This window comes from Mycobacterium sp. Soil_C_30 (assembly GCF_057656995.1).
Genome location: NZ_JBDGJH010000003.1, coordinates 1 through 25,761, shown reverse-complemented (window position 1 = coordinate 25,761; position 25,761 = coordinate 1). Strand labels below are relative to the sequence as shown.

Below are 25,761 nucleotides of genomic sequence, written 5' to 3'. Positions count from 1 at the left end.
AACTCGTGAGGAAAGGACGGATCCGATGGGATTGGTCTCGAACGTACCCGTTGCACTCGCCACCGGTACCAGCAGCGCAATCGAGCCGTTACTGCGCACCACCACGCTTCTGACCGCTCACGCGAGCGCGAGCCCCACCGCTAGCCCGCAGCACCGTTTAGCACCGCGACGGCTCACCATTCAACCCTAGGAACGATTGCAACACCCGGTTACTTTGGCGCTAGGCACCGGAGTTCAGGCCGACTGCCGTTTTCGAGATGCTTTCCGCTGCATCTGTGCGAACGAAGATGGACGGCATCCCGCGGCCACGTCCGCGCCGAGGTAGTAGCGGCGTGCAAGCGGGACTCGATTACCGACATCAGCTCAGAGAATCCCGAAGCGCCGAGTTGTGCTCGACTTTCTTAGATTCCTTGACGACGACTTACTAGGACAACTGCGCCGTTTCGCAGCAGAAGAACTGGCTGAGGGGCGCTCTCACGCCCCTGTGGCTTCTCAAGTTCCGTGTCCACTCGTCAGTCGCTGAACTGCGCGAATCGCAGCATTCTCACGTGATGTCCATGCCGAAAATTCTCAAGTTCGTGTCCACTACGCCTGCGAGGCAAATTTCGCACTTTTCTGCCCTGCCCTGTGGGATCAGCTACCAACGCAGCGTATCGTCACGTGACGTACTATCCGGTGCTTAACGCATGTCCTGAACTACTTGTGGTTCAACGGAATTGATAGCGCACACGCCTAGCCGCTACTTGCGTGCGCTGCATGCCGCGCTCTACCGAACGAGATTTCCGTCCTGCAGAGTGACTCCTGACGCGGCACTTCGACCGCGACGCACGTAGCGCCTCCGAGCACTAGTTACGGTCTCATGCTCCCGCGACTTGGTTTCTCCCGCCGGGTACCGGCTCGGATGGATCTGAGCCCAATGCAACGATGCGGTTGTCTGCATCGACATGGACCACGCGTGCCCGGTGAGCGTCGCGCTCTGCTTCATCGACATGCAGGAACGACATGAAGTTCACCAAGTTGCCCGGCGAGATCAGATGCGCTGCGGCGCCGTTGATCCCGATGACACCACTGCTGGCAGTTCCGGCGATAGCGTAAGTGACCAGTGCGCCAGTGGTGACGTCGACAACATCCACCTGCTCACCGTCGATGATGTCTGCTGCCTGCATCAGGTCGTGGGCGATGGTGATGGATCCGACTTAGTTCAGGTCGGCTTGCGTCACCGTTGCTCGGTGTATTTTCCCGGCCAGCATTGTCCGATTCATTCGGGCCTTTCCAGTGTTGGTCATCCGTTGTGTTCATCTGTGACCGAGGTACAGAACACCGCCGCCGGCGTTCCATTCCTCGGGGTGGAATGTTCGCGGAGTTCCGGAGATGTGCGGCCGACCGTGGGCGAACGCTCCCCTGGCGCCACCGCGCGAAGACGCAGACTAGAGACCACTGGACCAGTCCGTGATCGATATGACGTCGCACTGAGTGGGGAAGACCTTGTCCATGAGCGTGCTGTGGACGTCTGGGTCGCGATCGGCGCAGCCGTCAGAGAGCACCACGATCCGGTAGTCGAGATCAGCCGCCTGCCGCACCGTCGATAGCACGACTCCAGAGGTGGCCACTCCGGCGAGGACCACGGTCTCAATATGGCGGGCCCGCAACAACAGGTCAAGATCGCTGCCTGCGAAGGCGCTGACGCGCTTCTTGGTGACCACGAAATCGTCGGGCGCCGTCGCGACCATCGTATGTACACGGGTCATGTCAGTGTTTAAAAGCCCGTCGGCCGCCGTCGCGAAGACCCGGTTGGTTGATGCCACCTCGGCCGATCCGCGCGGGAACTGGACACGGACATGCACCACGTCGATGCCGCGGCGGCGAGCGACCTCACCGGCCTCGCTAATCCGCTGCAGGAGGCGCTCGTCCCCTCCGTAAGACGGGACAACAGCTGGCATGAAGTCCATCAGCAGCAATGCTTTTCGGCCTGCGTCCCGTGCGGTGATCATGGCTCCTCAATTTGGTCCTCGGACGTAATGTTCGGCCCGACCAACCTAAAGGACCGCGACGGTGGTCGTGAACGCACGCCAGGCCAATCTCAGTCGGGTGCCTGCGCCGAGCCCCGACGGGGCACCACAGTCAGCTAGTTGACGTGACGTAGGCCACGTGCTTCGATTAGGAGAATCATGCGCACGATTGCCCCGATGGCAGAGAAGCGAGGGAAGCTGTGAGCCGGTCTAGTACGACAACCCTGCCCCCAGTGCGGGCAGGAGCATCTTCGACGTCCCGCGGACGGGCGACCGATGGGAGGGCCCCGTCCGGCACAGTGGGGGTGGTCGCAGAGGGGGTAAACGTGGTGTTCCCCGGCAAAGGGGACAGCGACCTCAATGTGCTCAGCGATGTCTCGGTGACCATCGAGCCGGGCCAGTTCGTCTCCCTGCTGGGCCCCAGCGGTTGCGGAAAATCGACGTTCCTGAACGCCGTCGCGGGGTTGGTGAAGACTGCCTCGGGTTCGATCGCGGTCGGAGGGTCGATCTTGACGTCCATTAACGGGCGCGCCGGCTACATGTTTCAGGAGGACACGCTCCTGCCGTGGGCGACTGCGCTCAACAACGTCCTGCTGCCGATGCAGGTTCGCCACAAGGTCGACAAGTCAGAGGCGCAGCGACTGCTGGAGTTGGTGGGGCTGAAAGGGTTTGAGGACCGTCGTCCCAGTGAGCTGTCCGGCGGGATGCGCAAGCGGGTGCAGTTCGCACGTTTGTTGGCACAGACCCCGGAGATCATCTTGATGGATGAGCCTTTCGGCGCCTTGGATGCGTTGACCAAGATCGTGATGCAGCAAGAGTTGCTGCGGGTGTGGGAGATGGATCCTAAGACGGTGCTCTTTGTCACCCACGATCCCGGCGAGGCTGTGTTGCTGTCGGATCGCATCTTGATGTTCAGCGCCCGGCCCGGGCGCATCGTCGAGGACTACAAGGTCGATATCGAACGTCCGCGCGGCGATTTGGCCCAGGTGATGAAACGCCCCGAGTACCGCGAACTCTACGACGAGATTCTGCACAAACTTATGGCCGGAGAAGAAGCCCATGCCTGACGACACACTCACCGCGCAACGACCGCAGCCGGACGCCGATGCAGCCGTCGGCAACGCCCGTAAAAGGCGCACCGTCGTCCCCGCGCTCCGGCTATTTGCCTACCGGCTCCTGTTCCTCGTCGGCGCCTTGGCGATCTGGCAGGGCGGGGTTGAGCTCGGCATCATCGACCCGTTCTACGTCAGCGAACCGACCGCCGTCATCAGCCGACTCTCCGAACTCGTGTTTACCAGCGAGCTGTACAGCGACATCGCGTTCACCATGCAGAACACGCTGCTCGGCTTTGGTATCAGCGCGGTAGCAGGGATCGCGACGGCCTGCCTGTTCTACCAGGTGCCGATCATCCAGAAAATCGTTGACCCGTACATTCTCGCGCTCTACAGCACCCCTCGACTGGCCTTGGCGCCGCTGTTCATCATCTGGTTCGGTATTGGCCCAGCCTCCAAGATCGCCCTGGTGGTCTCCCTGTGCTACTTCGTGATGCTGCTTAACACCTACTCTGGCTTGGTTAATGTCGACAAGCGGCTCATCAACCAGGTGAAAATGATGGGCGGCGGGGACTGGTTCGTCTTCCGCAAAGTCAGCTTGCCCGCGTCGATCCCATGGGTGCTGGCCGGCACCCGGGTCGGCATGGGCTTCGCTCTCATGGGTGCCGTCGTCGGCGAGCTCATCATCTCTGAACGTGGACTCGGACTTCGCCTCGCCAGAGCATCCGGATTGTTCGACACCACAACCGTTTTCGCTTACCTGGTGGTCGTCGCCATCCTCGGCATGGTCATCGACCAACTTCTCCGACTACTCGAAAAGAGCCTCGCGGGCTGGGGCACAACCACAGCGGTGTGATCACTCCACGAAAGGGAAACACTATGTACCGTCGCAGTACAGCGATCCTTGCGGTCGTGGTACCTCTGCTGTTGCTGCTCAACGCATGCGCAGGCAAGCCGGGCTCTAGCGAGGCGGGTTCGACCTCGATCAAGATCGCCGGGGTCAACCTGATGACGTTCAGTCCCGCGTTTCTGGCGCAAAGCCTCGGCTACTACGAGGACGAAGGCCTCGATGTCACCATCGTATCCACCGAAAGTGGCGACGCCTCGGTGTCGGCACTGCTGGGCGGCAGCGTTGTTGCCGTGACCACCGGCTTCGACACTCCCATCGAACTGGCCACCAAGGGCCAGGCGATTCAGAGCCTGGCCGGTTTGGAGATGGCCACCATTTACGCCTTTGTCGGCGGAAACTCTTTCCCTGACATCCCCGCCGACGATCCACAGGCATTCGTTGATGCCATGCGCGGCAAGCGTTTCGGTGTGGCCGCGTCAGGGTCGACCGGCGACACCATTGCACGCGGCGTCTTCACCGAGTACGGCTTGAACCCGGAAACCGATGTCACGATCATCGCTGTCGGCACCGGCGCAGAAGCGAGTGCTGCGCTGCGTGCCGGCGCGGTGGATGCGCTGGTCACCTACGAGCCGGACCTCACCGAGATCACTGAAGCAGGCATTGGCCGGATCGTGTTCGACCTGCGCAACACGACCAAGGAGTCCACCTACTCCAAGCTGCCGACCTCCACGCTGCAGGCGACCAAGCAGTGGATCGACGACAATCCGGAGGTAGCCGAGAAGCTGGTTCGGGCGGTGACCCGGGCGAACAACACCCTCCGCGACGACCCGGACACAGCGTTGCCTGCCCTGCAGGTGCTGTTCAAGGATCTGGATCCCCAGATGGTTGCCGAGATCTACCGCGCCTCGCAGTCGCACTTCACATCAGATATCAGTGCGGCCACCTATGACGCGGCGATGAAGATCTACCACGACACTGGCCTGATCAAGGAAGACGTTCCCTATGAGGAAGTCGTCGCCACCCAGTTCGCGGACCTCTGGAACGCTGCGCAGCCATCGAATTGAGCTCTTCGCCGAACAAAATTGCCGGCCCCTGATTCAGGGGCCGGCAGTTTCGTCTCTGCGTAAAGGTGCTGCTGCACTCTCAGCGGCTGCGCCGATTCAGCTCCATCCACTCATGATGTCACCGAAGCCTTCTGGCACGTTCCGCAACCACTGTTCCTGCGGCACGATGGGACGGTCGAGGCGACCCGCCCGATCAAAACGATGCTCGAAGGCTTCGAGGTGCTTCATCATCGCGCGTTCCGCACGGTCACCGTCGCCGGCCAGGATCGCTTTCGCGATCGCCCGGTGGGCATTGTTGGCCTCAGAGACCACCGCATCGTCGAGCACCTCACCTTTGAGGTGTTCGCGGAGAAGATCGTGGGGAACCCGCACCAGGACACGGAGCAGCAGATTGTCGGCGAGCTCGGCTACGCGCTCGTGGAAGGCCACTTCGTTGACGTACCCAGCCCCAGGATTGTGGCCCGCCAATTCGAGGAGATCCGCCTTGTCGGCGTCGCTGGCCAGACGCGCCGCCAACGCGGCTGCCGGCGGCTCCACCATCTTGCGGTAGGTGGTCAAGTCCCGCAACGGCGCCTTGGACAACGTGAGGACAGGAGCGATATTCGCACTCAGGTTAGAGAGGTTGGGTTGTGCGACAAAGAGTCCGCCGTGCGAGCCGCGGCGGATGACCACGAGGCCTTCGGCCTCGAGCAGTCGGATGGCTTCCCGCACCGATGCGCGTCCGAGTCCGCTCTGTTCGATCAACTCGGTTTCGCTGGGGAGCGGGGTGCCGGGTTCGAGGCCCAGTCCGAGGATCTTCGCGCGCAGTTCCTGGGCAAGCGTGGATGCGAGCTTGGGTAGCGTTCGGTCACTGCGCACGGCAAGCGATGTCGCGCGGGCCTTGGAGCCGCGTTTCCCGTTGACGGCTTCGATCTCCGCCACGCCGAACCCCTTTTCTCACTGGTCCCCGACCCCACACGCTTCGACTTCCCTGCCCGCGTTAGGTGCGCATTATTCGACTAATTGTAGCAGTAGGGACCGTGAAGTCGGCATACGTGGAATGCCCAACCAGCCGGCGGTGTCGTTGCACACGCCGGCTGGTCGGGCAGGTCTTACCTCAGGGCTGTGTTCAGCTGTTTTCGTAGAAGTACAGCGCGCTGCCGTAGGAGGGGGCATCGACACGGTGGTCCTCGCCGCGATAGGTAACCACGCCGGTGGCGTGGCCCGCGCCGTACAGGCCGGTCCACTTGGCGCGCGGATCCGGGTCGTCGAAGTAGTTGCGCAGGCCGAGCCGGTGCGGGTTGCGCACGACGTCGATGCTGGCGGTTCCGCCATCGCCCTCGGCTGTGAGCCGGTAACGCATCGGGTGGTCGATCTCCTCGAAGCCGGGCAGTTTCGCCGTCTCCTGGATGTCAACCTCGACGTTCTCGAAGTCCACCATCTGCTTTCCGTCCACGGTGAAGGTCAGCGTCTGCAGTTGGATGGTGCCGTCGTTCTTCCACACCTTGTAGAACAGCGGGATCGCAAACGGTGCCGGGCCGGCGCCGGGGATGCTCTCCCACAGGCCGCGGTTGATGCCGGGTGTCCAGAACCGGCCGCGGCGCCGCTCCAGGTATCCCACGCCGGATACGGAGGTGGCCTTGCCGCCACGGGTCAGTGTTCCCTTCACCGTGAACCGTGGCACGTAGTGCCAGGTAATGCCGCGCAGGTTCGGCAGTGCCTCGAACGCCGGGGTATCCGCGGTCATTTCGACCTTCAAAGACACCGGCTCGCCGCTGGGTTCACCCTCGACGTAGATTTCGTAGTTCGGGAAGGACCCGCGAATGTACTGGTTGCCGAACTGCACGTCGACACTGGAACGCGAGGTCTTGAACGTCCCCAGCGGCTGGTAGAGCTGAGTCAGGTCGAGCATCTCGTCTTTGGTGTGCAGTGAGCAGATCCACGCCTCGTCGAGTGAACCGAGCGCCGGCCAGAAGTAGAGGCCGGTCTCGTTGCCTTCGTCATCAACCAGATCGGCATGCGCACACCACCATTGCATTTTCGGGCTGTAATACGTGCCCTCCAGATCCTTGCTCAGATCTGCGGCTTCCAAGATGGCCATTGGGGTCCTTTCGGGGATTTTCGATGTTGGTGCACGCGAGCGTGCGGGTTATCCGTCGGACGGTTCCTTGCCGACAATGCCCACGAACGACACACAACGCCCTGGACGGCCGCCGAGATTGTGCGTGAGACCAATAGTGGGGTCCAGCAGTTGGCGTGGACCGGCTTGACCGCGGAACTGCAGCCAGCATTCGAACATCATCCGCAGACCGGTCGCCCCGATCGGGTGTCCGAACGATTTGAGGCCGCCGTCGATGTTGACCGGCAACGCTCCGTCGGCGTCGAAAACGCCGTCGAGGACATCGCTCCACCCGTGGCCCCGCTTGGAGAATCCCAACTCCTCCATCAGGACCAGCTCGGTGGGAGTGAAGCAGTCGTGCACTTCGGCCAGCGACACTTCCCGGCGGGGATTCTTGATGCCGGCCTGGCGGTAGGCATCGGCCGCGCAGGCGGCGACCTCCGGGATCGAGGCGAGGGAGGCCTCGTCGTCGAGAATTGAGTAACCGTCACCGGCAGTCACCGACAACGCTTTGATGAACATCGGTGTATCGGTGTACTCGTACGCGTCTTCAGCGCGGACCACGAGGGCGGCGGCGGCACCGTCGGCGACGCCGGAGCAGTCGAACACGCCCAGAGTGCCGGCAACCAGCGGTGAGCAGGACACCGTGTCGGCGCTGACTGGGGTGCGGAACTGGGCCCGGGGATTCTTGGCGCCGTTGGCATGGTTTTTGACCGCGATGTGGGTGAGGACCTCGCGCATGGTGGCATCGCTGAGACCGTTGACCTTCTGGTAGGCCGGCGCCAGGTACGAGAACGCGGCGGGCGCAGTGGTTTCCACTGACGATCCGTCGTCCGGTGGGTCCTGGCGGACCAGGCCGGAGTAGCCGGAGTCCTTGAGTTTCTCCACCCCTGTCGCCATCGCCACGTCGTAGGCGCCTGAGGCAACCGCATACACCGCAGCGCGCAGCGATTCTGACCCGGAGGCGCACATGTTCTCCACCCGGGTGACCGGTTTGCCGGTCGCTTTGAGCGCCGTGGAGAGGGTTAGTCCGCTGTAGCCGGAGTCCATGGTGCCCAACCAGAATGCGTCCACGGCGCCGAGTTCGGTGTCGGCGTCTTTGAGGCAGTCGGTGACGGCCTCGACGAGTAGATCGGAGGTGCTGCGGTCCCACAGCTCACCAAAGCGGGTGCAGCCCATGCCAACGATGGCAACTCTGTCGCGAATGCTGTTGCTGCTCATACGATCCCTTCCGTGGTGGCTTTCCAGACGTAGTTGTGCACGCCACCGGAGGAATGCCGACGGCGAAACGTCATCCGCACGGGTGCGCCGACAGCGACGGTGTCGGGGTCGGTGTCGGTGAGTTCGACCTCCATCCGGCCGCCCCCGTCAAAGCCGACCACCGCAGCGACCATGGGTGGGTTGAGGCTGTAGGCCAGGCGGTCGACACTGAAGGTGCGGATTACGGGTTCTCTCTCCGACATCGTGATCGGTGTGCCCTGTTCGGCTGACCCGCAGCGCAGACAGACCTGCTGCGGCGGGGTCGAGACATTGCCGCACGCCGAGCACACCGAGGCCTTCAAGGCGAACTTCCACGAGGACCCGCGGAGGGCGGCGGGCGCACTCACCACGCGCGGTTCCGGCCGGCGCGGAGGCTCACGGTCGAGCAGACCGCGCCAAGTCAATGCGTCCAGGTAGGTCGGAACGACTCCCGCGCCGACGAGCGCCGGCCGGAACCACGCGCTCGCGTCGTCACTACTTACCCGAATCCGCAGAATGTCGCATCCGTCGGCCAGGCTCACCGCGGTCACGGTCTGTCCCATGCTTGCTCCGCCGAGCACGTCTACCAGGTTGACCAATAGATCCGCCGCGCCGCTGAATCCGACTCCGGCCACGCGGCTGGCCTTGCCCACCGAGGCGAGCTGCTTCTCGGCGGCCTTGAGTAGCCGCGACGAAGCCGCGCTGACGACCACATGGTCGCTGCCGCCGAGGTCTGCGCGGATCAGTGCCTGCTGCAGGAGGTTCAGGTAGGTGCCGACGGGGAAGCGGTCCTCGGACTGACTGATCCAGGAAGTATCGGGGTTGCGCCAGTGGTCGAGGATTTCCTCGGTCAAGGTGACGGCGAGATCGATCGATGCCGCCGCGTCGTTGTCACCGACCAGAACCGCTACGCCGGCATCCCCGTGGGTCAGCTCGTTGGGCGCTCCCGGGCGTGCGGTGGTGACGTCGGCGGCCAGGATCAGGGTGCCCGGCGCCGCGCCGAGCAGAGCTCCGAGCGCGGAGCGCAGCGCGCCCCCGGCATCGTAGGCGGGCACGTCAGGGTCCAGGCCGAGCACCGCGTGGGCGGCGCTGGCATTGTTCTTGACCAGGTAGGGGGCGGTGGTTGAGCAGAACACCACCGACCTCACCTGGTCGAGCGCACCCGCGGGTAGCCGGCGGGCGGCTTCGAGAGCCAAGGTCAGGGCATCCTCATCGGGACCGGCCAGGCTCCGTTGTCCTTTTCCGCCCTCGCGACCGAAACTGCGCGCGATCTCCGCGCCGGAGAGTCGGTAGCGGGGAACGTAACTGGCGGCGGCGGCGATGCCGGTCATCCCAAAGCTCCCCTCTGTGACAGTGCGTCCATGCCGGCGGTGTCGATGCCGAGCCAGTCGGCCAGCACCGACTCAGCGTGCTCGCCGGGCTGGTCGGCGGGCAGCTGATCGACCGGTTGCGGGGAGTCGGTCATCCGCCACGGCGCTCCCGGAGCACTCACCTGGTGGCCGCGGACGTTCCACTGGGTGTAGAAATTGCGGTCGTGCAGTTGCGGGTGGTCGAGCAGCGCCTCGACGTTGTTGACGTTGGCGCACGCCAGGCCGGCTTCGCTGAGGACGGCCACCAGGTCGGCGCCCTCCCACTTGTCGAAAACCGGCTGCAGTTGGGCGTTGAGCAGTTCACGGTTATGCACCCGCATCGGCGCGGTCGCGAACTCGGCGCGGTCACGCAGGTCGTCGCGCTCGATGAGGCGGCAGAACGTGCCCCAGTGCGCCTCGGTGAGGATGGCGATGGCGATCGGGGAGGTCGCGGTGTTGTACACCTCGTAGGGGGCCAGCAGCGGGTGCGCGGTACCGATGGGCCCGGGGATGACCCCGGACAGGCCGTAGCTAAACAAGTTAAACGCCATCGAGGAGGCGGCGACGTCGAGCATGGACACGTCGATGTAGCGGCCCTGACCGAGTGCGGCTTTCCCGCGCAGCGCGCTGGCCACAGAGAACGCGGCAACCATGGCGGCCAGTACGTCGACGACCGCGGTGCCCACCTTGGCCAGCGAGTCCTTGTCGGTGCCGGTGACAGACAGCAGCCCGCCTTCGGCCTGAATGAGCAGGTCATAGGCGCGGCGATCGCGGTAGGGCCCGGTCTCCCCGAAACCGCTGATCGAGCAGTACACCAAGTCGGGATGGTCTGCCGAGACCGTGCCGTAGTCCAGGCCCAGCCGGGCCATCACTCCAGGGGCGAAGTTCTCGACCACGGCGTCGGCTTGAGCGATGAGTTCTTTCGCGGTGCGCAGCCCATCGGGGTTTTTCAGGTCGAGCACCAGGGAGCGTTTGTTGCGGTTGACGGCCAGGAAGTGTGGGCTGAGTCCGTCGAGGTCGTTGCGCGTCCAGTTGCGCACGTGGTCGCCGACCCCGGGGGATTCGATCTTGACGACATCCGCGCCCATGTCGGCGAGCATCATGGTGCCGTACGGAGCGGCCCACGCATGTTCGAAGGCCACGATCTTGACGCCGTTGAGCGGCCCGGCCACCGCCGGTCCGGTCTGGGGAGTGGTCACGGTCTTACCTCCGGAATTGCTGGTAGTCGGGTTCGCGCTTCTCGGCGAATGCGGTCGTGGCTTCGCGCTGTTCAGGCGAGCCGAAGAACGAGGCGAGACTTTCCACGATCATCGGGATCACGTCGTCGCCGAGCACGTCCTCGCCGGCGATGGCGGCCTTGAGGATCCGCAGCACGGTCGGGCTCTTGGCCAACAGATCCGCAGCGATCTGGGCTGCGACGTCATCGACGGTGCCGGCTGGGGCGACCCGGTTGATCAGGCCCATGTCGAGTGCGTCGGCGGCGGTGTACTTCTCGCACAGGAACAGAATCTCGCGAGCTTTCTTCTCCCCCACGATCTTCGGCAGCAGCCGGGTCATGTAGATCGGTGCGCCGCCGACTTTGGCGCCGACCTGCCCGAAGCGGGCGTTCTCGTCGGCGACGGTGATGTCGGCGAAACAGTGCAGTTCGTGTCCGCCGCCGATGCACCAGCCTTTGACGGCGGCGATGATCGGGATGCCCGCGCCGCGCATGGTCGCGAACAGGTCGCGCAGGTCCCGGGCGATGGCGCGCCACCCTGCGGCGTCGAGTTTGGAGACCAGTTCCTTCTGGTCGGCGCCCACGCAGAATGCCCGATCCCCGGCGCCGGTGAGGATGGCCACGCCGACAGTTGAGTCATCGTCGGCGCGCCGGAAAGCTTCGATGAGTTCGGTGACGGTGACCGTACGCAAGGCGTTGAGCGCCTCGGGCCGGTTGATGGTGATGGTCGCCACGCTGTCTGTGGCGTCGTAGAGGATGTCGGTGAAGGTCATGTCAGTGTCCTTTGAAGACGGGCGGGCGCTTCTGCGCGAACGCGGCCAGCCCTTCTTTGAAGTCATCGGTCTTGAAACACGTGGTCTGTCCCCAACTTTCAAACTCGAGTTGGGCGGCGAGGGTGTGTTCGTCGGCGCGTTGCACCGCGCGTTTGGTGAACGACAATGCGATCGCTGGCCCGGCGGCCAGTTGCGCGGCGAAAGCCCCGGCGGCGGTCAGTAGTTCGTCGTCGGGAACCACCTCATCGGCCAGGCCGAGCTCGAGAGCTTCGGCGGCGCTCACCTTCGCCCCGGTCATCATGATGCGCAGGGCCCGCGAGCGGGAAATGAGTTTGGGCAGCAGGTAGGTCAGCCCACTGTCGGGCATCAGGCCCCGTCGGACGAAGGCGGCGACGAACGAGGCTGATTGCGCCATGATGCGGAAATCCGCCGCGCAGGCCAGCGACATACCGCCGCCGGCGGCGACACCGTTGAGGGCGGCGATGACCGGTTTGGGGATCTGCCACACCGGCAGCACCAGCGAGCCCAGGGGGCGTTGCAGGGTGGTGGAGTCCGGCGTGGAGATCAGAGCCGGGATGTGGTTGCTGACATCAGCGCCGGTGCAGAATCCGCGTCCTGTGCCGGTGATGACGACGGCCTTGACCGCGGGATCTGCGCCGGCGGCGGCACACAGCTGGGGCAGGGTGTGGGTGAGCATCACCGTGGTCAGCGCATTGAGCTGCTCGGGACGGTTGAAGGTGATCGTCGCGACGCCGTTGTCGGCGACGTCGTAGCGAATGTCTGGCGGATCGTCCTGTGATGCACTCACTGATGTGCCTTCCCTTCCCGCAGCTCGATGTGGCCGCCGTCGAGGACCAGTGTGTCGGTGTCGGCATAGCTGCGGAACCGAATGGTGCTGCCGTCACGCCAGAGGTCGGTGCGCAGGTCCTGACCGGGGTAAACCGGGGCTTTGAAACGGGCCGCCACCGACACCAGCGCGGAGGCGTCGCCGCCGGCGACTTCGCGCAGCACCGCCCAGGTGGCGTGGGCGAAGGTGCACAGCCCGTGCAGGATGGGGCGGGCGAAACCGGCGTCGACCGCAACTTTCGGGTCGATGTGGACGGGGTTGTAGTCGCCGCTGAGCCGGTAGATTAGGCCCGCCCTTGGCGAGATATGTTGGTGCACCGATGATGTGGGCGCATCCTCCGGCCAGGGTGTCGGTGTGCTTTTGGGTTTGGCGGGGCCGCCGAAGCCGCCGTCTTTGCGGCAGAACAGGGTGCTGTCCGCGGTGGCCACCGCGGTGCCAGTGGCGGCGTCGATCAGGCGTCGTTGCCAACGCACCAGCGCTCCGCGGCCTTCACCCTTGTCTTCGACGTCGACCACGCTGGTGTGACAGCGAAAAACGCTCTCGGGTATAAGCGGCTGATGAATCTGCAGCGACTGCTCGCCGTGCACGACATGCACCCAGTCGATTCCGGTGTCGGGGTCGGCGTACCAGGGGCCGGGATGTCCGATGACCGCAGCCATGGTCGGCAGCACGGCGAGGTCACGCTCGTAGAGGTAGTTCAGTTCCGTCCCATTGGTGGGGTCGGTCCCCAACCCCACCCCCAGGGCATAGAGCATCGCATCGCGCGCCGAACAGGTGTGCTCGGTGACGGGAAATTCCCAGTCCAGGAGCCGTTGTGTGTCGATTGTCATTGCCGCACGGACCTTTCCGGTTATACCGGGTCGTAGGAGAACAGCTGCGGTGAGGTCTCCAGCGGGACCAGGCTGCTGCGGATCGCGGGCGCGAACTGCCCGGCGAGGGTCTCTTCGGTCCAGCCGTCCGGGCGAGCCATGGTCTTGATGGGGCGAGGCTGGCTCATCAACATGACTTCATTGCCGCGCACCACGAAGACTTGACCGGTGATGTCGGCCGCGGCGTCGCTGAGCAGGAATCCAACCAGAGGGGCGATTTGGTCCGGTGTCATTGCTTTCATCCGCGCCACCCGCGCCTTTTCTGCGGGGGTGTCCTCGGGTAGCGTGCCGATCAGCCGACTCCACGCGAACGGGGCAATGGCATTGGAGCGCACGTTGTAGCGCGCCATGTCCAGGGCGATGGACCGTGACAGGCCCACGATGCCCAGTTTGGCGGCGGAATAGTTGGCTTGGGCCAGGTTGCCGATGAGGCCGGCGGTCGAGGTCATGTGCACATAAGCTCCGTGCGACTGTGTGCGGAAGATTTCGGCGGCGGCGCGGCTGACGGCGAAGCTGCCTTTGAGGTGCACTTTGAGGACCGCGTCCCAGTCGGCTTCCGGCATCTTGTGAAAGATGCTGTCGCGCAGGATTCCTGCGCAGTTGACTACTGCGTCGAGGTGTCCGAACTCTTCTACGGCGGAATGCACCATCGCGCGGGTGGCGTCCCAGTCGCTGATATCGGCGCCGCTGGCGATCGCGACCCCGCCGGCGTCGCGGATCTCTTGGGCGGCGGTTTCGGCAGGACCGGCGTCGGCACCTGCACCTTGTGGACCGGCCCCCAGGTCGTTGACGACGACGGCCCACCCTGATTTGGCCAATGATCCGGCGATTGCTCGTCCGATTCCTCGCCCGGCTCCCGTCACTACGACAACTCTGCTGGTCATTGGCGCCCTTTCGTCGAGGTGCGACCGGCAGGCCCCGGCCGCCGCTGGCCTCAGATGTGGCGGGCTGGTTTCACGCGCGCCGCCATTAGGTTAATCTTGCGCCAGATTCGCCCAATGCGCAAGTGGCTCGGAGAGGACGCAGCACATGGCAGTGGTAACCATTCGCAAGGTGGAAGGGGTGGGGATCATCACCCTGGATGATCCCTTGCACCGCAACGCGATAAGCCTCAATCTGGCCGCCGAACTCGTCACGGCGGTCGACGACCTGCAGGCCGACCCTGCCGTGCACGCCCTGGTGCTCACCGGTGCCGGTAGCACCTTCTGCGCGGGTGCGGACCGACGATTGTTGGCTGCTGCCGAAGAGAGCGCACTCACCCAGATCTACGCGGCATTCCTACATGTGCGGAGGTGTTCACTGCCCACCGTCGCCGCCGTCAACGGTCCCGCCGTCGGCGCGGGCCTCAACTTGGCGCTGGCCTGCGATCTGCGGGTCGCGGCCGCCTCGGCGGTGTTCGATGCCCGCTTCATCAAGATCCCGATTCATCCCGGTGGCGGCTGCACCTGGATGCTGCGCGAACTCGCCGGGCCACAGACCGCCGCGGCGCTCACCTTGTTTGGGGCCCGACTCGACGGCGCCCAGGCAGCACGCACCGGGCTGGCGTGGGATTGCGTGCCCGATGATGATCTGCTGCCAACCGCGCTGCAATTCTGCGCGGTGGCCGCGCGCGCCCCCCGCGACCTGGTGGTGCAGATCAAGGCCACACTTGCCGCTGCAGAATCCTGGACAACCCACACGGAAGCATTGAAGTACGAACTGCGCGAGCAACTTTCCAGCATGCTGAGCCCGGCATTCGCCGCCGCGTTTGCGGGGTTACGATGACCGCGCCCGCTGCCGCCGAGTTGACCCTGTTCCGGGAGTCGATCCCCTCCGAAGGACCCGAAACCACCACCGAGCGCGCCCGCGTGCGCGCCTTCCTCGACCAGGCCCGCGCCGACGGGCTGATGGCACCCCAGTGCGATAGCTGGCTGTCTGGGCATTCTCCGGACTTCTCCCGCGAACTCGGACGCCACGGCTGGATCGGGATGACCTGGCCCACCCGCTACGGCGGTCGCGACGCTTCGACGGCCACCCGGTTCGCAGTCATCGAAGAACTCCTCGCCGCCGGGGCGCCGGTGGCTGCGCACTGGTTCTCCGATCGCCAGATCGGCCCCGGCCTGCTGCGCCACGGCACCGAAACCCAACGCGAATTCTTCCTGCCCGCATTGGCGCGCGGAGAAATCTTCTTTTGCATCGGCATGAGCGAACCCGAGTCAGGTTCTGATCTCGGCTCGGTCCGCACCCGCGCCACCCGCGCCGAGGGCGGCTGGTTGATCAACGGCGCGAAGATCTGGACCAGCCACGCCGACAAGTCGCACTACATGTTGGCGCTGGTGCGCACCGGGACCCCGGCTCAGAAGGCCGCTGACGCCCTGAGCCAGGTCATCATCGACATGAGCGCTCCCGGCATCACCGTGCGCCCCATCGAGACGCTGGGCGGCAAGGCCCATTTCTGTGAAGTTACCTTCGACGACGTACACGTCGAAGACGCGATGGTGCTCGGCACCGTCGGCAACGGCTGGCGCCAAGTGCTCGGAGAGCTCGGATTCGAACGCAGCGGCCCGGAACGGTTCCTTTCGACCTTCCCGATGATCGAAGGCCTCGTCGGCGCCGGCGCGAACCCCGCGCGAGACGCCGACGTCGGCTTGCTCATCGCCCGGCTCAGTGTGTTGCGCGCCATGTCCGCCCGCATCAGCCGCCACCTCGATGGCCCCACCGCTCCGGGTGTCGCCGCCGCCGTGGTCAAAGACCTCGGCACCACACTGGAAAACGACAGCATCCACATCGCACGCCGCTGGCTGCCCACCGTGCCCAACGCCACGCGCCACGCGCAGGTCCGCGAGCACCTTCACCACGCCCAAGCCCACGCCCCGGGTTTCACACTGCGCGGCGGCACCAACGAGATCATGCGCGGCATCATCGCCCGCGCACTAGGAGCGTCATGAGCGAACTCGACGATCTGCTGACCCAGATTCTCGGCACCGGAACCGACAGCGTCGGAAGCGGGGTCGGATCTCAGTGCTGGAATGCGCTGGTTGACTGTGGTCTGACCCGTGTCGGACTCCCCGAAGACCTCGGCGGCGTAGGCGGCGAACTGTCCGACGCTGTCACCGTCATCACCCGGGCCGCTCAAGCTGGCCTCGACGGCCCGCTGACCGAACCGCTACTGATGGCCTCCCATGTCGCTTCCGCCACCGGAGTGCCGCTGCCCGAGGGCACCCTGTCGGTGGGCATCGCCCGTGTCCCCTGGGTCACCTCCCCACCGCAGCAGTCGATCGACCCCGCCACGACCACCGCAGCCAACACCGCAGGCTGCGACCACCTTTGGGTCATCGGCCGCACAGCAGGCGACGGCGCAGCGCTGGTACGCGCCCACCCACAAGAAACCGGCCCAGCCATCATCAAACATGCAGTCCAACACTGCGACCCGGCTCTGGCCATTGACATAGGACTTCTGGGCGCGCTCGGCCGCAGTACCCAGATACTGGGTGCCCTTCGGGCCTGCCTGCACCTGTCCTGCACCTATACCGCCGCACGCACCCAGTTCGGCCGAGCCTTATCCAGTCACCAAGTAGTGCAACACGCCCTGGCTGCCATGGCCGCCGACGTGGCCGCCGCCGAAACCGCGGTGCAATCAGCTGCCGACCTGACCACCACAGGTCTCAACACCAAGACCTCGCTCGCGATCGCCGCCGCGAAGGTCCAGACAGGGCTCGCCGCCACCACGGTCGCGCAATCTGCGCACCAACTGCACGGCGCGATGGGGCTAACAGCCGAATACCCGCTGCAGCACTACACCTCCCGGCTGTGGGCCTGGCGCGACGACTACGGAACTGAATACACCTGGTCCACGCACATCGCCGAATTGGTCCGCTCCCACTACGACGGCGACATCTGGCGCGCGCTGACCGCGCAATCAACCCTCCCCCAACCCGCAATCCAACTCACGGACGGAACCCTCTGATGAACATTGATGGTCAAGGCATCCTGATCACCGGCGGCGCCTCAGGGCTGGGACTAGCCACCGCCAAACAGGCACACGATCACGGCGCGCACGTCGTGATCGTCGACCTGTCCGCTGAGGCTGGCCACACCGCGGCACAGCAGATCGGCCCGCGCTGCCACTTCGTCCAAGCCGATGTCACCAACCCCAGCGACATCGAGTCCGCCCTCGCCGCCTTCGGCGACAGTCCAGTGCGCGTCGCCGTCAACTGCGCCGGGATCGCTCCACCGGCACGCATTCTCGGAAAACGCGGGCCTCATGATCTCGACCACTTTCAGAAGGTCATCAACATCAACCTGGTCGGCACCTTCAACGTGCTGCGACTGGTCGCGCAACGCATGCAGCGCAACGAACCCGACGCCGGCGACCGCGGCGTCATCATCATGACCGCCTCCGTGGCCGCCTTCGACGGCCAGATCGGTCAAGCCGCCTACAGCGCGTCCAAAGCCGGCGTCGCGGGCCTGACCCTCACCGCTGCCCGCGACCTCGCCGAACACCAGATCCGGGTGGTCTCCATCGCGCCCGGCATCTTCGAGACACCCATGCTGCTCGGGCTTCCCGAACCCGCGCAGAAAGCGCTCGGCGCAGCTGTACCCCACCCCAGCCGCCTCGGGCGGCCCACCGAGTACGCCGAACTGGTGTCCCACCTCATCGCCAACCCCATGCTCAACGGCGAGACCATCCGCCTCGACGGCGCCATCCGGATGCCACCAAAATGACCTACACGCCCGCCGCCGCAACACACGCGCACCCCCACACCACGGAGGCATGAGTGGACACCACAATTCGGGTAGCCGCCACCGGCGACGCCATCCTGACCCATCCCATCTCCGCCGACACCTCGACAGGCTTCACCGAGCTCGTCCATCTCCTGCGCGACGCCGACGCCACGATCACCAACGTCGAGATGGTCCTACCACCGGCCCCCCGACACCCGTCGACAACGATGCACGGCACTCCACTTGGCGTCGATCCCGTCCTGCTTGATGAGTTCGAATGGTTGGGCATCGACCTGTTCGGACTGGCCAACAATCACGCCACCGACTACGGCACCGACGGCCTCGCCGCCACGCTCGACGAGTTCGATCATCGTGGATTGCTCTACGCCGGCGCCGGCCGCACCCTCAGAGACGCGCGCAAACCGCGATACCTGGATACCGCCGGTGGGCGGGTCGCGTTCATCGCCGCCGGTTCCAGCAACGCCCGCCTGGCGCTGGCTGCCGATCCCGGGATCGAGGATGCTGGCCGGGCAGGGATCGCACCGGTGCGCGTCCAGAAAACCCACTTCGTGCGCACCGACCGCTTCGACACACTGCGCGAGATCCTGGCTGAAACCGGAGTAAACGTCACTGCCGCCCACACCACGGCCCCCGGCATCCATTTCCCGTACCCTGACCGCAACGTCTATGACCCACCCCCGCCTGGCGGCATCGCCGTCGAGGGTGTCCACTTCGTCGCCGACGACACCCCGCGCATCCAGACTGACGCGTTATCCCGCGACGTCGACGCCCTCAAACTGGTGGTGCAGGAAGCTGGGCGGCAGGCCGATGTGGTCATCGTCGGCTTGCATTGCCACGAGGGGATCCAAGGCCGCTGGAACAACGACACGCCCGCGGAGTTCCTTCAACCCCTAGCGCACGCCCTCATCGACGCCGGGGCACATGCCATCATCGGCCACGGCCCGCACATGCTGCGCGGCATCGAAATCTACCGAGGCCGTCCCATCTGCTACTCCCTGGGAAACTTCGTGTTCAACCTCGAAACCATCTCCGCATTCCCGGTCGAGGTGTACGAACAACAAAGTATGCCTCTGACGTCCACGGCAGCCGACCTCTACGACGCAGTGACCGGCTACGCAGCCCAGCCCCTCTTCTGGGATTCGGTAATTCCCCACTTCACCTTCAACAGCGGCGAACTGGCCGAAGCGATACTTCACCCCATTACCCTCGGTTGCGACCGTCCCCGAAGCCGCCGCGGCACACCACATCTCGCCAACAACGCAGACGCGCACCGAATCCTGAACCGCCTCAACGAGCTCTCGCAGCCGTATCAAACCACCATCACCATCGACACCACGGCGACGCGACCAGTGGGCAGGATCGCTTGACCAACCTCACCCACCTCTGACGGGCGACGGCGCAACCCCACACAACCGCACTCAGAATCTAGAAAAGAGAACAGACTCGTGAACACTGCAGTGATAGTTGCTGGAGCGCGTACTCCGATCGGCAAGCTGTCCGGGGCGCTGAAGGATTTCTCGGGGTCGGACCTGGGTGCGGTGGCGATCAAGGGCGCACTGGAGAAAGCGAACGTCGCGGCCTCGTTGGTGGACTACGTGATCATGGGCCAGGTGCTGACCGCCGGCGCCGGGCAGATGCCGGCGCGCCAGGCCGCGGTAGCGGCCGGGATCGGTTGGGATGTGCCGTCGCTGACGATCAACAAGATGTGCCTGTCGGGCATCGACGCCATCGCCCTGGCGGACCAGCTGATCCGCGCCGGCGAATTCGAGGTCGTCGTCGCCGGTGGGCAGGAGTCCATGACCAAGGCCCCGCATCTGCTGATGGACAGCCGCGCCGGCTACAAATACGGCGATGTCACGGTGCTCGATCACCTGGCCTATGACGGCTTGCACGACGTCTTCACCGATCAGCCGATGGGTGCGCTGACCGAGCAGCGCAACGACCAGGACCAGTTCACCCGCGCTGAGCAGGACGAATACGCGGCCGGGTCGCACCAGCGGGCGGCCGCGGCGTGGAAAGACGGCATCTTCGCCGACGAAGTGGTTCCGGTGACGATCCCGCAGCGCAAGGGTGACCCGATGGAATTCACCGAGGACGAGGGCATCCGCGCCAACACCACCGCCGAATCGCTGTCGGGACTGCGGCCGGCGTTCCGCAAGGACGGCACCATCACGGCGGGCTCGGCGTCGCAGATTTCCGACGGAGCGTGCGCGGTGGTCGTGATGAGCAAGGCCAAAGCCGAAGAGCAGGGCTTGGAGTACCTGTGCGAGATCGGCGCCCACGGAGTGGTGGCGGGTCCGGATTCGACGTTGCAGTCCCAGCCGGCCAATGCGATCAAGAAGGCGATCGCCCGCGAAGGGATCACCGTCGACCAGCTCGATGTCATCGAGATCAACGAGGCGTTCGCGGCGGTGTCGCTGGCCTCGACCCGTGAGCTCGGTGTCGACCCGGCGAAGGTGAACACCAATGGTGGGGCGATTGCGGTGGGGCACCCGATCGGGATGTCCGGGGCCAGGATCACCTTGCACGCAGCGCTGGAACTCAAGCGCAACGGTGGAAAGTACGCGGTAGCTGCGCTGTGCGGTGCCGGCGGTCAGGGCGACGCCCTGATCCTGCGCGGACAGTAATCTAAAGCGGCGGATGCGGTTCGGCTGAAGGCGCAAACCGCCATCCTCCTTAAAAGCTCTTCTGCCGAGGACTTCACTCCCACTTCCATGCGCCCGATTTTCGCTTTGGTGCGGCTACTAGCGGCGTGCCTGTCACGTGCCACCTATTCAGGAATGCGGCTTGAACCTTAAGCCCGAGGTGTGCTACGAGTTCGCATGATTGGTCTGCGCTTTGGACAGTTTCCGCAGAACGACCAATGTTGAACCGTAACTGAGACTGGCTGAACCGCTATGTCGACGTATGGTCCGCCGGGAGCCCGGGAACAGCCGATGTCGATGTCAGATGAGTTGACTGAGTTTTCGGCCAGCAGCTATGACAGCCGCGGCATGAATCGATCCGCCCTCTCCTGCGAGCCCTCGGGCCACTGAGTGAAGTTACGGCAAGGCCCGAATCGAATACGGTCGTTCACAACGACTTTGGTCAATCTGATCGCCGACTCATCGATTGCTATCGCGATGCCGGCTTGCCGCTTCCTCCTATAGGCGTTTCGACAGCGACTCCTCATGGTGCTCCGGGGGCCGACTTGTCACGGTTGGCAAGATGCCGGGCCAGTCGCGACACTCAGCAATGCGTGTAAGAGTCTCAGCAGCGAGCCAATTATTATGCAGCGCGATTGATGTCGGGCGACCCAAGGCATCGGTAGTCCTTTCACCAATGCCAATAGCCTGCTTCGTCGGCTGGCGCGGGTCGATTCCATCCGTGCAGCCAGGACAGGTTGATGTCCCTGCGCGGGTTTTCGGCCTCGGTCGGTGTGAAATTCCCTTGGCAGCGTTCCGTTCGAACTTCATCCGGCTCCAACACCGATCAAGAGCCGAAGGCGCGCGCCGCTTCTTCTCCTCCAGTCGGCCGCCAGAGTTGTTTCATGCACCCGCCTCGCAGCTAGCTACGTCATACGGTGAAGATGTCGGCGGCGTGGATGGTGTCTAGGTACTCGCGCGGTGATCTTGTCACCATCGAGCTCGAAACATAGGCCACACCGTTGTCGTAATTCCTGCCGTCGGGACGGCCCGTCCCTGTACATGCGCTTCGATGACGACATGTTGGACCGACTCCACCACCGTAGCGATCTCGGGTCGAGGGCCGTCTGGGAGTGCGGCTGCGACGGAGGGCATCGCGGGGATTTGCTCGGCGGTGTACACGCCCGACAGCGCGAATTCGCCTCCAGGAGTAACCGGAACCGTCCATGTGAACCCCTGAGCGGTACGCGCCTGATCAACGTTTCCGGCGTCTAGGTCAGCGAAAAACTGTTCGGCTGGGTTCATGATGCCAAGGCCATTCCGGGGATGCGAGCTCGGATCTCCTCCAGGTCGGTCTCGTCGGAGACCCCCTGGAAGTCGTATCGCGGCGTGTAGGGTGCCTGAAGCGCGCGCACCTCGTCACCGGTCAGTTCGACATCCAGCGAGGCGATCGCCTCGTCAATATGCTCGACCGAGGCCGCACCGACCAGCGGCGCCGTCACGACCGGCTGACGGTGCAGCCACGCCAGTGCGACCGTCGCCCGCGACACCCCCCTCGTGCGCGCAATCTCGCCCACTGCGTTGATAATTGCGCGGTTCGCGTCTTCGTCAGCTGCGGTATAGAGGGCGTCGGCGAAGGCGCCATCAGTGGTCGATCGCGGGGTCGTCTTTGCCTCGTCCCAGCTGCGCGCCAGGCGTCCGCGGGCAAGAGGACTCCACACGATGGTTCCGACACCTTCGTCCCGACAGAGCGGAATCATCTCCCTCTCCTCTTCGCGGGCGAGCAGGTTGTAGTGGTCCTGCATGGTGACGAAGCGGGTCCAGCCGTGACGGGTCTGCAGGTGCAGGGCCTTCGCGAACTCCCAGGCCGGCATCGATGACGCCCCCAGGTAGCGAACCTTCCCGGCCTTGACAACTTCGTCGAGGGCCTGCAGGGTCTCCTCCAACGGGGTGTCGTGGTCGTTGCGGTGGATCTGATAGAGGTCGATGTAGTCGGTGCCCAGTCTGCGCAGCGAGTGGTCGACCTCGGTCATGACGGCCTTGCGGGACAGGCCGCGTCCATTGGGACCCGGCCGCATGGGATGGCGCAGCTTGGTGGCGATCACCACGTCGTCGCGGTCGGTGAAGTCCCTGAGCGCGCGGCCGAGGATCTCCTCGCTCGAGCCGTTGGAATACATGTTGGCGGTGTCGAAGAAGTTAATGCCTGCCTCAAGTGCGTGCTTGATCAGCGGCCGAGACCCGTCCTCGCCGAGTGACCACACCGGGTGTCCACGATCGGGTTGGCCATAGGTCATGGCACCGATCGCGATGGGTGACACGTCAAGGCCCGTGGTGCCAAGCTTGCGGTATCGCATGGGAGCCCCTTCAATAGGTAGTGGAGATGTCTCCGTTTAACCGTAGCGGAGAGTTCTCCACTTAACAAGGAGGGCACGTGGCTGGGGCGCAGCGGGCCGACGCACAGCGCAATAGAGCGCGGATTCTTAACGCAGCGTTGTCGGCATTCGCCGACAATCCTCAAGTCTCGCTGAACGAAATCGCGAAGCACGCCGGGGTGGGCCCGGGTACCTTGTATCGGCACTTCCCCACCCGCGAGGCGCTGTTGTTGGAGGTGTACCAGCAGCAAATCGAACTGCTCACCGAATCGGTCCAAAGGCTACTCGACGAGGGCCCACCGCTGAAGGCCTTTCGCGTGTGGGCCCGCAAGCTGGCTGAGTTGGTCCGGGTCAAACACGGCCTCGGCGAGGCACTGGAAACTGCACCAGCACAAGCGATCATCAATGCCACCTACGCCCCCGTCGTCGACGCCATACAGCGGCTACTCGATGCCGCTGAGGCCAACGGCGACATTCGCCAGGGCGTCGACGCCGGCGATGTCCTCCTTCTCTTGAGCGCATTATGGCGGGTGCCACCAGGCGAGGGCGGACTGCGGCAGGCCGAGCGATTGCTGGACCTCATCGTTGACTCGCTGGGCGCTCCGCACTTCCCGTCACTCGATTGAGATTCGAATTTCGCGACCCATTCTGGGTCGTCCGGTGGAGAGAGCGAGCTCCATCTGGGGACGCCGGAACATCCACCACCTGAATGCGGTACTGGTCAATGGATCTCAGCGCGACTTACCGGTCACCGTAATCCTCGTCGAGGGTGTAGCCAGCTCGACGCTGGTCCTCGATCAAACCTTCAACCGAGCCGCCGTCGGGCCATGTAGAGCGAAGGACGATGTGGCGCTTGACCTTCCGTCAAGTCGCACCATCTCATGGAAAAGTCCAGAATAGCGTCGTGCGCTAACCGATCGGAAGCGCTCGTATCCGCGCAAGCGGGGGTGTACCCCCTTCATTGACCGTAGTGACACAGTGCGATACTTCGACAACGCGTATTAAACACACGGCAGTCTTCCCGGGCCCGTTGGTGCCCGGGTGCAGTTAACCTCGAATTCAGCTGTGTTGGCGGCGGTTCCGATCCAAAGCAACGGAAGGTGTTGAGCTTGATGCTCTCTCTGAGCATTCGACGATCATTTGTCTTGCGAATCGATCACGCGATCGCTTCGTTAGAAGACAGGCACACTGCTCTTCGGAGCAAGCAACGGCAGCAGCAGCGGTGGCGGCGGCAGCAGCCGCCGCAGGAGCAGCAGCAGCACGCCGCCTCGGTAGCGCACCTGCGGCACCTGAAAGTCTCACTCAAATGCTCTATTGGACATCGGCTGGACATTTAAATTGAGAACTGGACATCAAACTTGAGAAGCCACAACGGCGCTGCAGCAGTGTGGCTTCTCAAGTTTGATGTCCACACCCACTCCCCTGACCTGCACCGTCAGCGGCATTCTCAGTCGATGTCCACACCGCGATTCTCACTTCCATGTCCACACCATGACTGATGTGAATATGTGCCTGCGAACGCTGAGCTCGCATATCCCTGCACCAGGCCTTAATTCGTCACTGTTTGATGCACTTCAGCGATATTAGGCCGACAGTACCTTAGAACACTCTAAAGCAGTCGTACCGCAGTATATTTCGTGGAACATTTGACGGCGGCCCTCGGAGCTCAAGACACGCGGCTTCGGGGGCACCCTTTCATGCCATGCCAGAGCCCCTTCGGTCAACGGACTCTCCGACCTCGCGGACAGGCGTGTGGTCAGCCCGCGGCGCAAGCAGGTCGCGGTTGTCTCCGCGATGAGCGCGGATCACTCGGCCCGACTCGTCGTGTCGATCATCGGGCCAATCGGGATCGACCAAACTGGTCGCTCTCCCTACACTGCGGCCATCACGGCGGCAATCTGATTGGGCTTGACCAACAGACGGAGTTGCAGCTCGGATTCACCTCGGAGAGCCGTGGCCGTGTCGTCACTGACCCACTACTCGTCATAGAGTCGCTTGGCGACGCATACAGTCGTCGAGACCCTCTGATGCGCGGGAACTTCAGCACGGCCGACACGAGGTCCACGCGACGGATTGTCGAGCGGAAGTACGTGGCGTTGACGCCGGTGACACGGACAGCTGCATTAGCACCGGTGAGAGGCTCGCGGCATTGCCGCATGACGAATTGTCCAAATTGATCGGGTCTGAATGCGGGGAGGCTGGTGGGCTCGCAGTACCAGTCGCACGGCTAGCGGATGGTCTATTTGCTGGCGCGGATGGCTTCGAAGACGCTGGGGTCGACGAGGGTGGAGGTGTCGCCGAGTTCGCGGCCTTCGGCGACGTCGCGCAGCAGCCGGCGCATGATCTTGCCGCTGCGGGTTTTCGGCAGTTCCGGCACGACGTGGATCTCGCGGGGTTTGGCGATGGGGGAGATCTCCTTGGCGACTTCGGCGCGCAGTTCGTCGATCATGTTGTCTTCCCCGCCGTGGGCGGAGGATTTGAGGATGACGAACGCGCAGATGGCCTGCCCGGTCTGTTCGTCGGTGGCCCCGACGACGGCGGCTTCGGCCACCCCGGAATGCCCGACGAGGGCGGATTCCACTTCGGCGGTGGAGATCCGGTGTCCGGAGATGTTCATGACGTCATCGATGCGGCCCAGCACCCAGATCTCGCCGTCGCTGCCATAGCGGGCGCC

General features: G+C 64.2%; 22 protein-coding genes and 1 pseudogene. 10 read left to right on the top strand and 13 right to left on the bottom strand.

The annotated features are described in order from the left end of the window. Positions 1–857 precede the first annotated feature (857 nt). Positions 858–1,262, bottom strand: a pseudogene (panD, locus tag AC3A6P_RS05770) (aspartate 1-decarboxylase). Positions 1,263–1,427: 165 nt separating this feature from the next. Further along, positions 1,428–1,991, bottom strand: a complete 564-nt coding sequence (locus AC3A6P_RS05765) for a cysteine hydrolase family protein (RefSeq protein WP_487689456.1) — start codon at positions 1,989–1,991, stop codon at positions 1,428–1,430. Between the two features lie 344 nt (positions 1,992–2,335). Between AC3A6P_RS05765 and AC3A6P_RS05760 the strand changes: the two genes are divergently transcribed. From AC3A6P_RS05760 to AC3A6P_RS05750, 3 genes are read left to right on the top strand one after another with little or no spacing between them, the layout of a single operon-like run. Beyond that, positions 2,336–3,076, top strand: coding sequence for an ABC transporter ATP-binding protein (locus AC3A6P_RS05760; RefSeq protein WP_487689454.1), 741 nt, complete (start codon positions 2,336–2,338; stop codon positions 3,074–3,076). After that, a complete protein-coding gene (locus AC3A6P_RS05755; RefSeq protein WP_487689452.1) occupies positions 3,069–3,917 on the top strand; it encodes an ABC transporter permease in 849 nt (282 codons plus the stop codon). The genes AC3A6P_RS05760 and AC3A6P_RS05755 overlap by 8 nt, the downstream gene beginning before the upstream one ends. Before the next feature lie 56 nt (positions 3,918–3,973). Further along, entirely contained in the window at positions 3,974–4,975 is a 1,002-nt protein-coding gene (locus AC3A6P_RS05750; RefSeq protein WP_487689450.1) for an ABC transporter substrate-binding protein, read from the top strand. Positions 4,976–5,071: 96 nt separating this feature from the next. On the opposite strand, the gene AC3A6P_RS05745 is transcribed toward AC3A6P_RS05750, so the two are convergent. The 9 genes from AC3A6P_RS05745 to AC3A6P_RS05705 all read right to left on the bottom strand — a co-directional run bounded on the left by AC3A6P_RS05745 (position 5,072) and on the right by AC3A6P_RS05705 (position 14,250). After that, positions 5,072–5,896 (bottom strand): FadR/GntR family transcriptional regulator, encoded by an 825-nt coding sequence (locus AC3A6P_RS05745; RefSeq protein WP_487689448.1) that lies wholly within the window; start codon positions 5,894–5,896, stop codon positions 5,072–5,074. Positions 5,897–6,083: 187 nt separating this feature from the next. After that, a complete protein-coding gene (locus tag AC3A6P_RS05740; protein ID WP_487689446.1) occupies positions 6,084–7,055 on the bottom strand; it encodes a hypothetical protein in 972 nt (323 codons plus the stop codon). A 48-nt stretch (positions 7,056–7,103) separates the two neighbouring features. Next, entirely contained in the window at positions 7,104–8,294 is a 1,191-nt protein-coding gene (locus tag AC3A6P_RS05735) for an acetyl-CoA acetyltransferase (protein ID WP_487689444.1), read from the bottom strand. Continuing rightward, on the bottom strand, positions 8,291–9,643 hold the full coding sequence (locus AC3A6P_RS05730; RefSeq protein WP_487689442.1) for an OB-fold domain-containing protein: 1,353 nt from the start codon (positions 9,641–9,643) through the stop codon (positions 8,291–8,293). Before AC3A6P_RS05730 ends, AC3A6P_RS05735 begins: the two co-directional genes overlap by 4 nt. Further along, complete coding sequence (locus AC3A6P_RS05725; RefSeq protein WP_487689440.1) at positions 9,640–10,860, bottom strand: CaiB/BaiF CoA transferase family protein; 1,221 nt, start codon at positions 10,858–10,860, stop codon at positions 9,640–9,642. Before AC3A6P_RS05725 ends, AC3A6P_RS05730 begins: the two co-directional genes overlap by 4 nt. Before the next feature lie 4 nt (positions 10,861–10,864). Continuing rightward, positions 10,865–11,650 carry an enoyl-CoA hydratase-related protein gene (locus tag AC3A6P_RS05720; protein ID WP_487689438.1) on the bottom strand — a complete coding sequence of 262 codons (786 nt, stop codon included), beginning with the start codon at positions 11,648–11,650 and terminating at the stop codon, positions 10,865–10,867. A gap of 1 nt (position 11,651) precedes the next feature. Beyond that, positions 11,652–12,458 carry an enoyl-CoA hydratase/isomerase family protein gene (locus AC3A6P_RS05715; RefSeq protein ID WP_487689436.1) on the bottom strand — a complete coding sequence of 269 codons (807 nt, stop codon included), beginning with the start codon at positions 12,456–12,458 and terminating at the stop codon, positions 11,652–11,654. Next, positions 12,455–13,327, bottom strand: a complete 873-nt coding sequence (locus tag AC3A6P_RS05710; protein ID WP_487689434.1) for a MaoC/PaaZ C-terminal domain-containing protein — start codon at positions 13,325–13,327, stop codon at positions 12,455–12,457. Before AC3A6P_RS05710 ends, AC3A6P_RS05715 begins: the two co-directional genes overlap by 4 nt. Before the next feature lie 20 nt (positions 13,328–13,347). Further along, positions 13,348–14,250, bottom strand: a complete 903-nt coding sequence (locus AC3A6P_RS05705; protein ID WP_487689432.1) for an SDR family NAD(P)-dependent oxidoreductase — start codon at positions 14,248–14,250, stop codon at positions 13,348–13,350. A gap of 145 nt (positions 14,251–14,395) precedes the next feature. Here AC3A6P_RS05705 and AC3A6P_RS05700 point away from each other — a divergent pair, with 145 nt between their 5' ends. From AC3A6P_RS05700 to AC3A6P_RS05675, 6 genes are all read left to right on the top strand, one after another. Beyond that, positions 14,396–15,130 carry an enoyl-CoA hydratase gene (locus tag AC3A6P_RS05700; RefSeq protein WP_487689431.1) on the top strand — a complete coding sequence of 245 codons (735 nt, stop codon included), beginning with the start codon at positions 14,396–14,398 and terminating at the stop codon, positions 15,128–15,130. Continuing rightward, positions 15,127–16,293, top strand: coding sequence for an acyl-CoA dehydrogenase family protein (locus tag AC3A6P_RS05695; protein ID WP_487689429.1), 1,167 nt, complete (start codon positions 15,127–15,129; stop codon positions 16,291–16,293). The genes AC3A6P_RS05700 and AC3A6P_RS05695 overlap by 4 nt, the downstream gene beginning before the upstream one ends. After that, entirely contained in the window at positions 16,290–17,312 is a 1,023-nt protein-coding gene (locus tag AC3A6P_RS05690) for an acyl-CoA dehydrogenase family protein (RefSeq protein ID WP_487689427.1), read from the top strand. The genes AC3A6P_RS05695 and AC3A6P_RS05690 overlap by 4 nt, the downstream gene beginning before the upstream one ends. Continuing rightward, on the top strand, positions 17,312–18,070 hold the full coding sequence (locus AC3A6P_RS05685) for a 3-hydroxyacyl-CoA dehydrogenase (protein ID WP_487689425.1): 759 nt from the start codon (positions 17,312–17,314) through the stop codon (positions 18,068–18,070). Before AC3A6P_RS05690 ends, AC3A6P_RS05685 begins: the two co-directional genes overlap by 1 nt. A gap of 53 nt (positions 18,071–18,123) precedes the next feature. Beyond that, a complete protein-coding gene (locus AC3A6P_RS05680; RefSeq protein WP_487689423.1) occupies positions 18,124–19,458 on the top strand; it encodes a CapA family protein in 1,335 nt (444 codons plus the stop codon). Positions 19,459–19,536: 78 nt separating this feature from the next. Continuing rightward, positions 19,537–20,718 (top strand): acetyl-CoA C-acetyltransferase, encoded by a 1,182-nt coding sequence (locus AC3A6P_RS05675; RefSeq protein WP_487689421.1) that lies wholly within the window; start codon positions 19,537–19,539, stop codon positions 20,716–20,718. Positions 20,719–22,016: 1,298 nt separating this feature from the next. Here AC3A6P_RS05675 and AC3A6P_RS05670 read toward each other — a convergent pair. Next, positions 22,017–23,069 carry an aldo/keto reductase gene (locus AC3A6P_RS05670; protein WP_487689419.1) on the bottom strand — a complete coding sequence of 351 codons (1,053 nt, stop codon included), beginning with the start codon at positions 23,067–23,069 and terminating at the stop codon, positions 22,017–22,019. A 77-nt stretch (positions 23,070–23,146) separates the two neighbouring features. Between AC3A6P_RS05670 and AC3A6P_RS05665 the strand changes: the two genes are divergently transcribed. Then, positions 23,147–23,713 (top strand): TetR/AcrR family transcriptional regulator, encoded by a 567-nt coding sequence (locus AC3A6P_RS05665; protein WP_487689417.1) that lies wholly within the window; start codon positions 23,147–23,149, stop codon positions 23,711–23,713. Between the two features lie 1,613 nt (positions 23,714–25,326). Here AC3A6P_RS05665 and AC3A6P_RS05660 read toward each other — a convergent pair. Then, positions 25,327–25,761, bottom strand: a 435-nt coding sequence (locus AC3A6P_RS05660) for an AMP-binding enzyme (RefSeq protein WP_487689415.1), incomplete at its 5' end; no start/stop codon positions are given.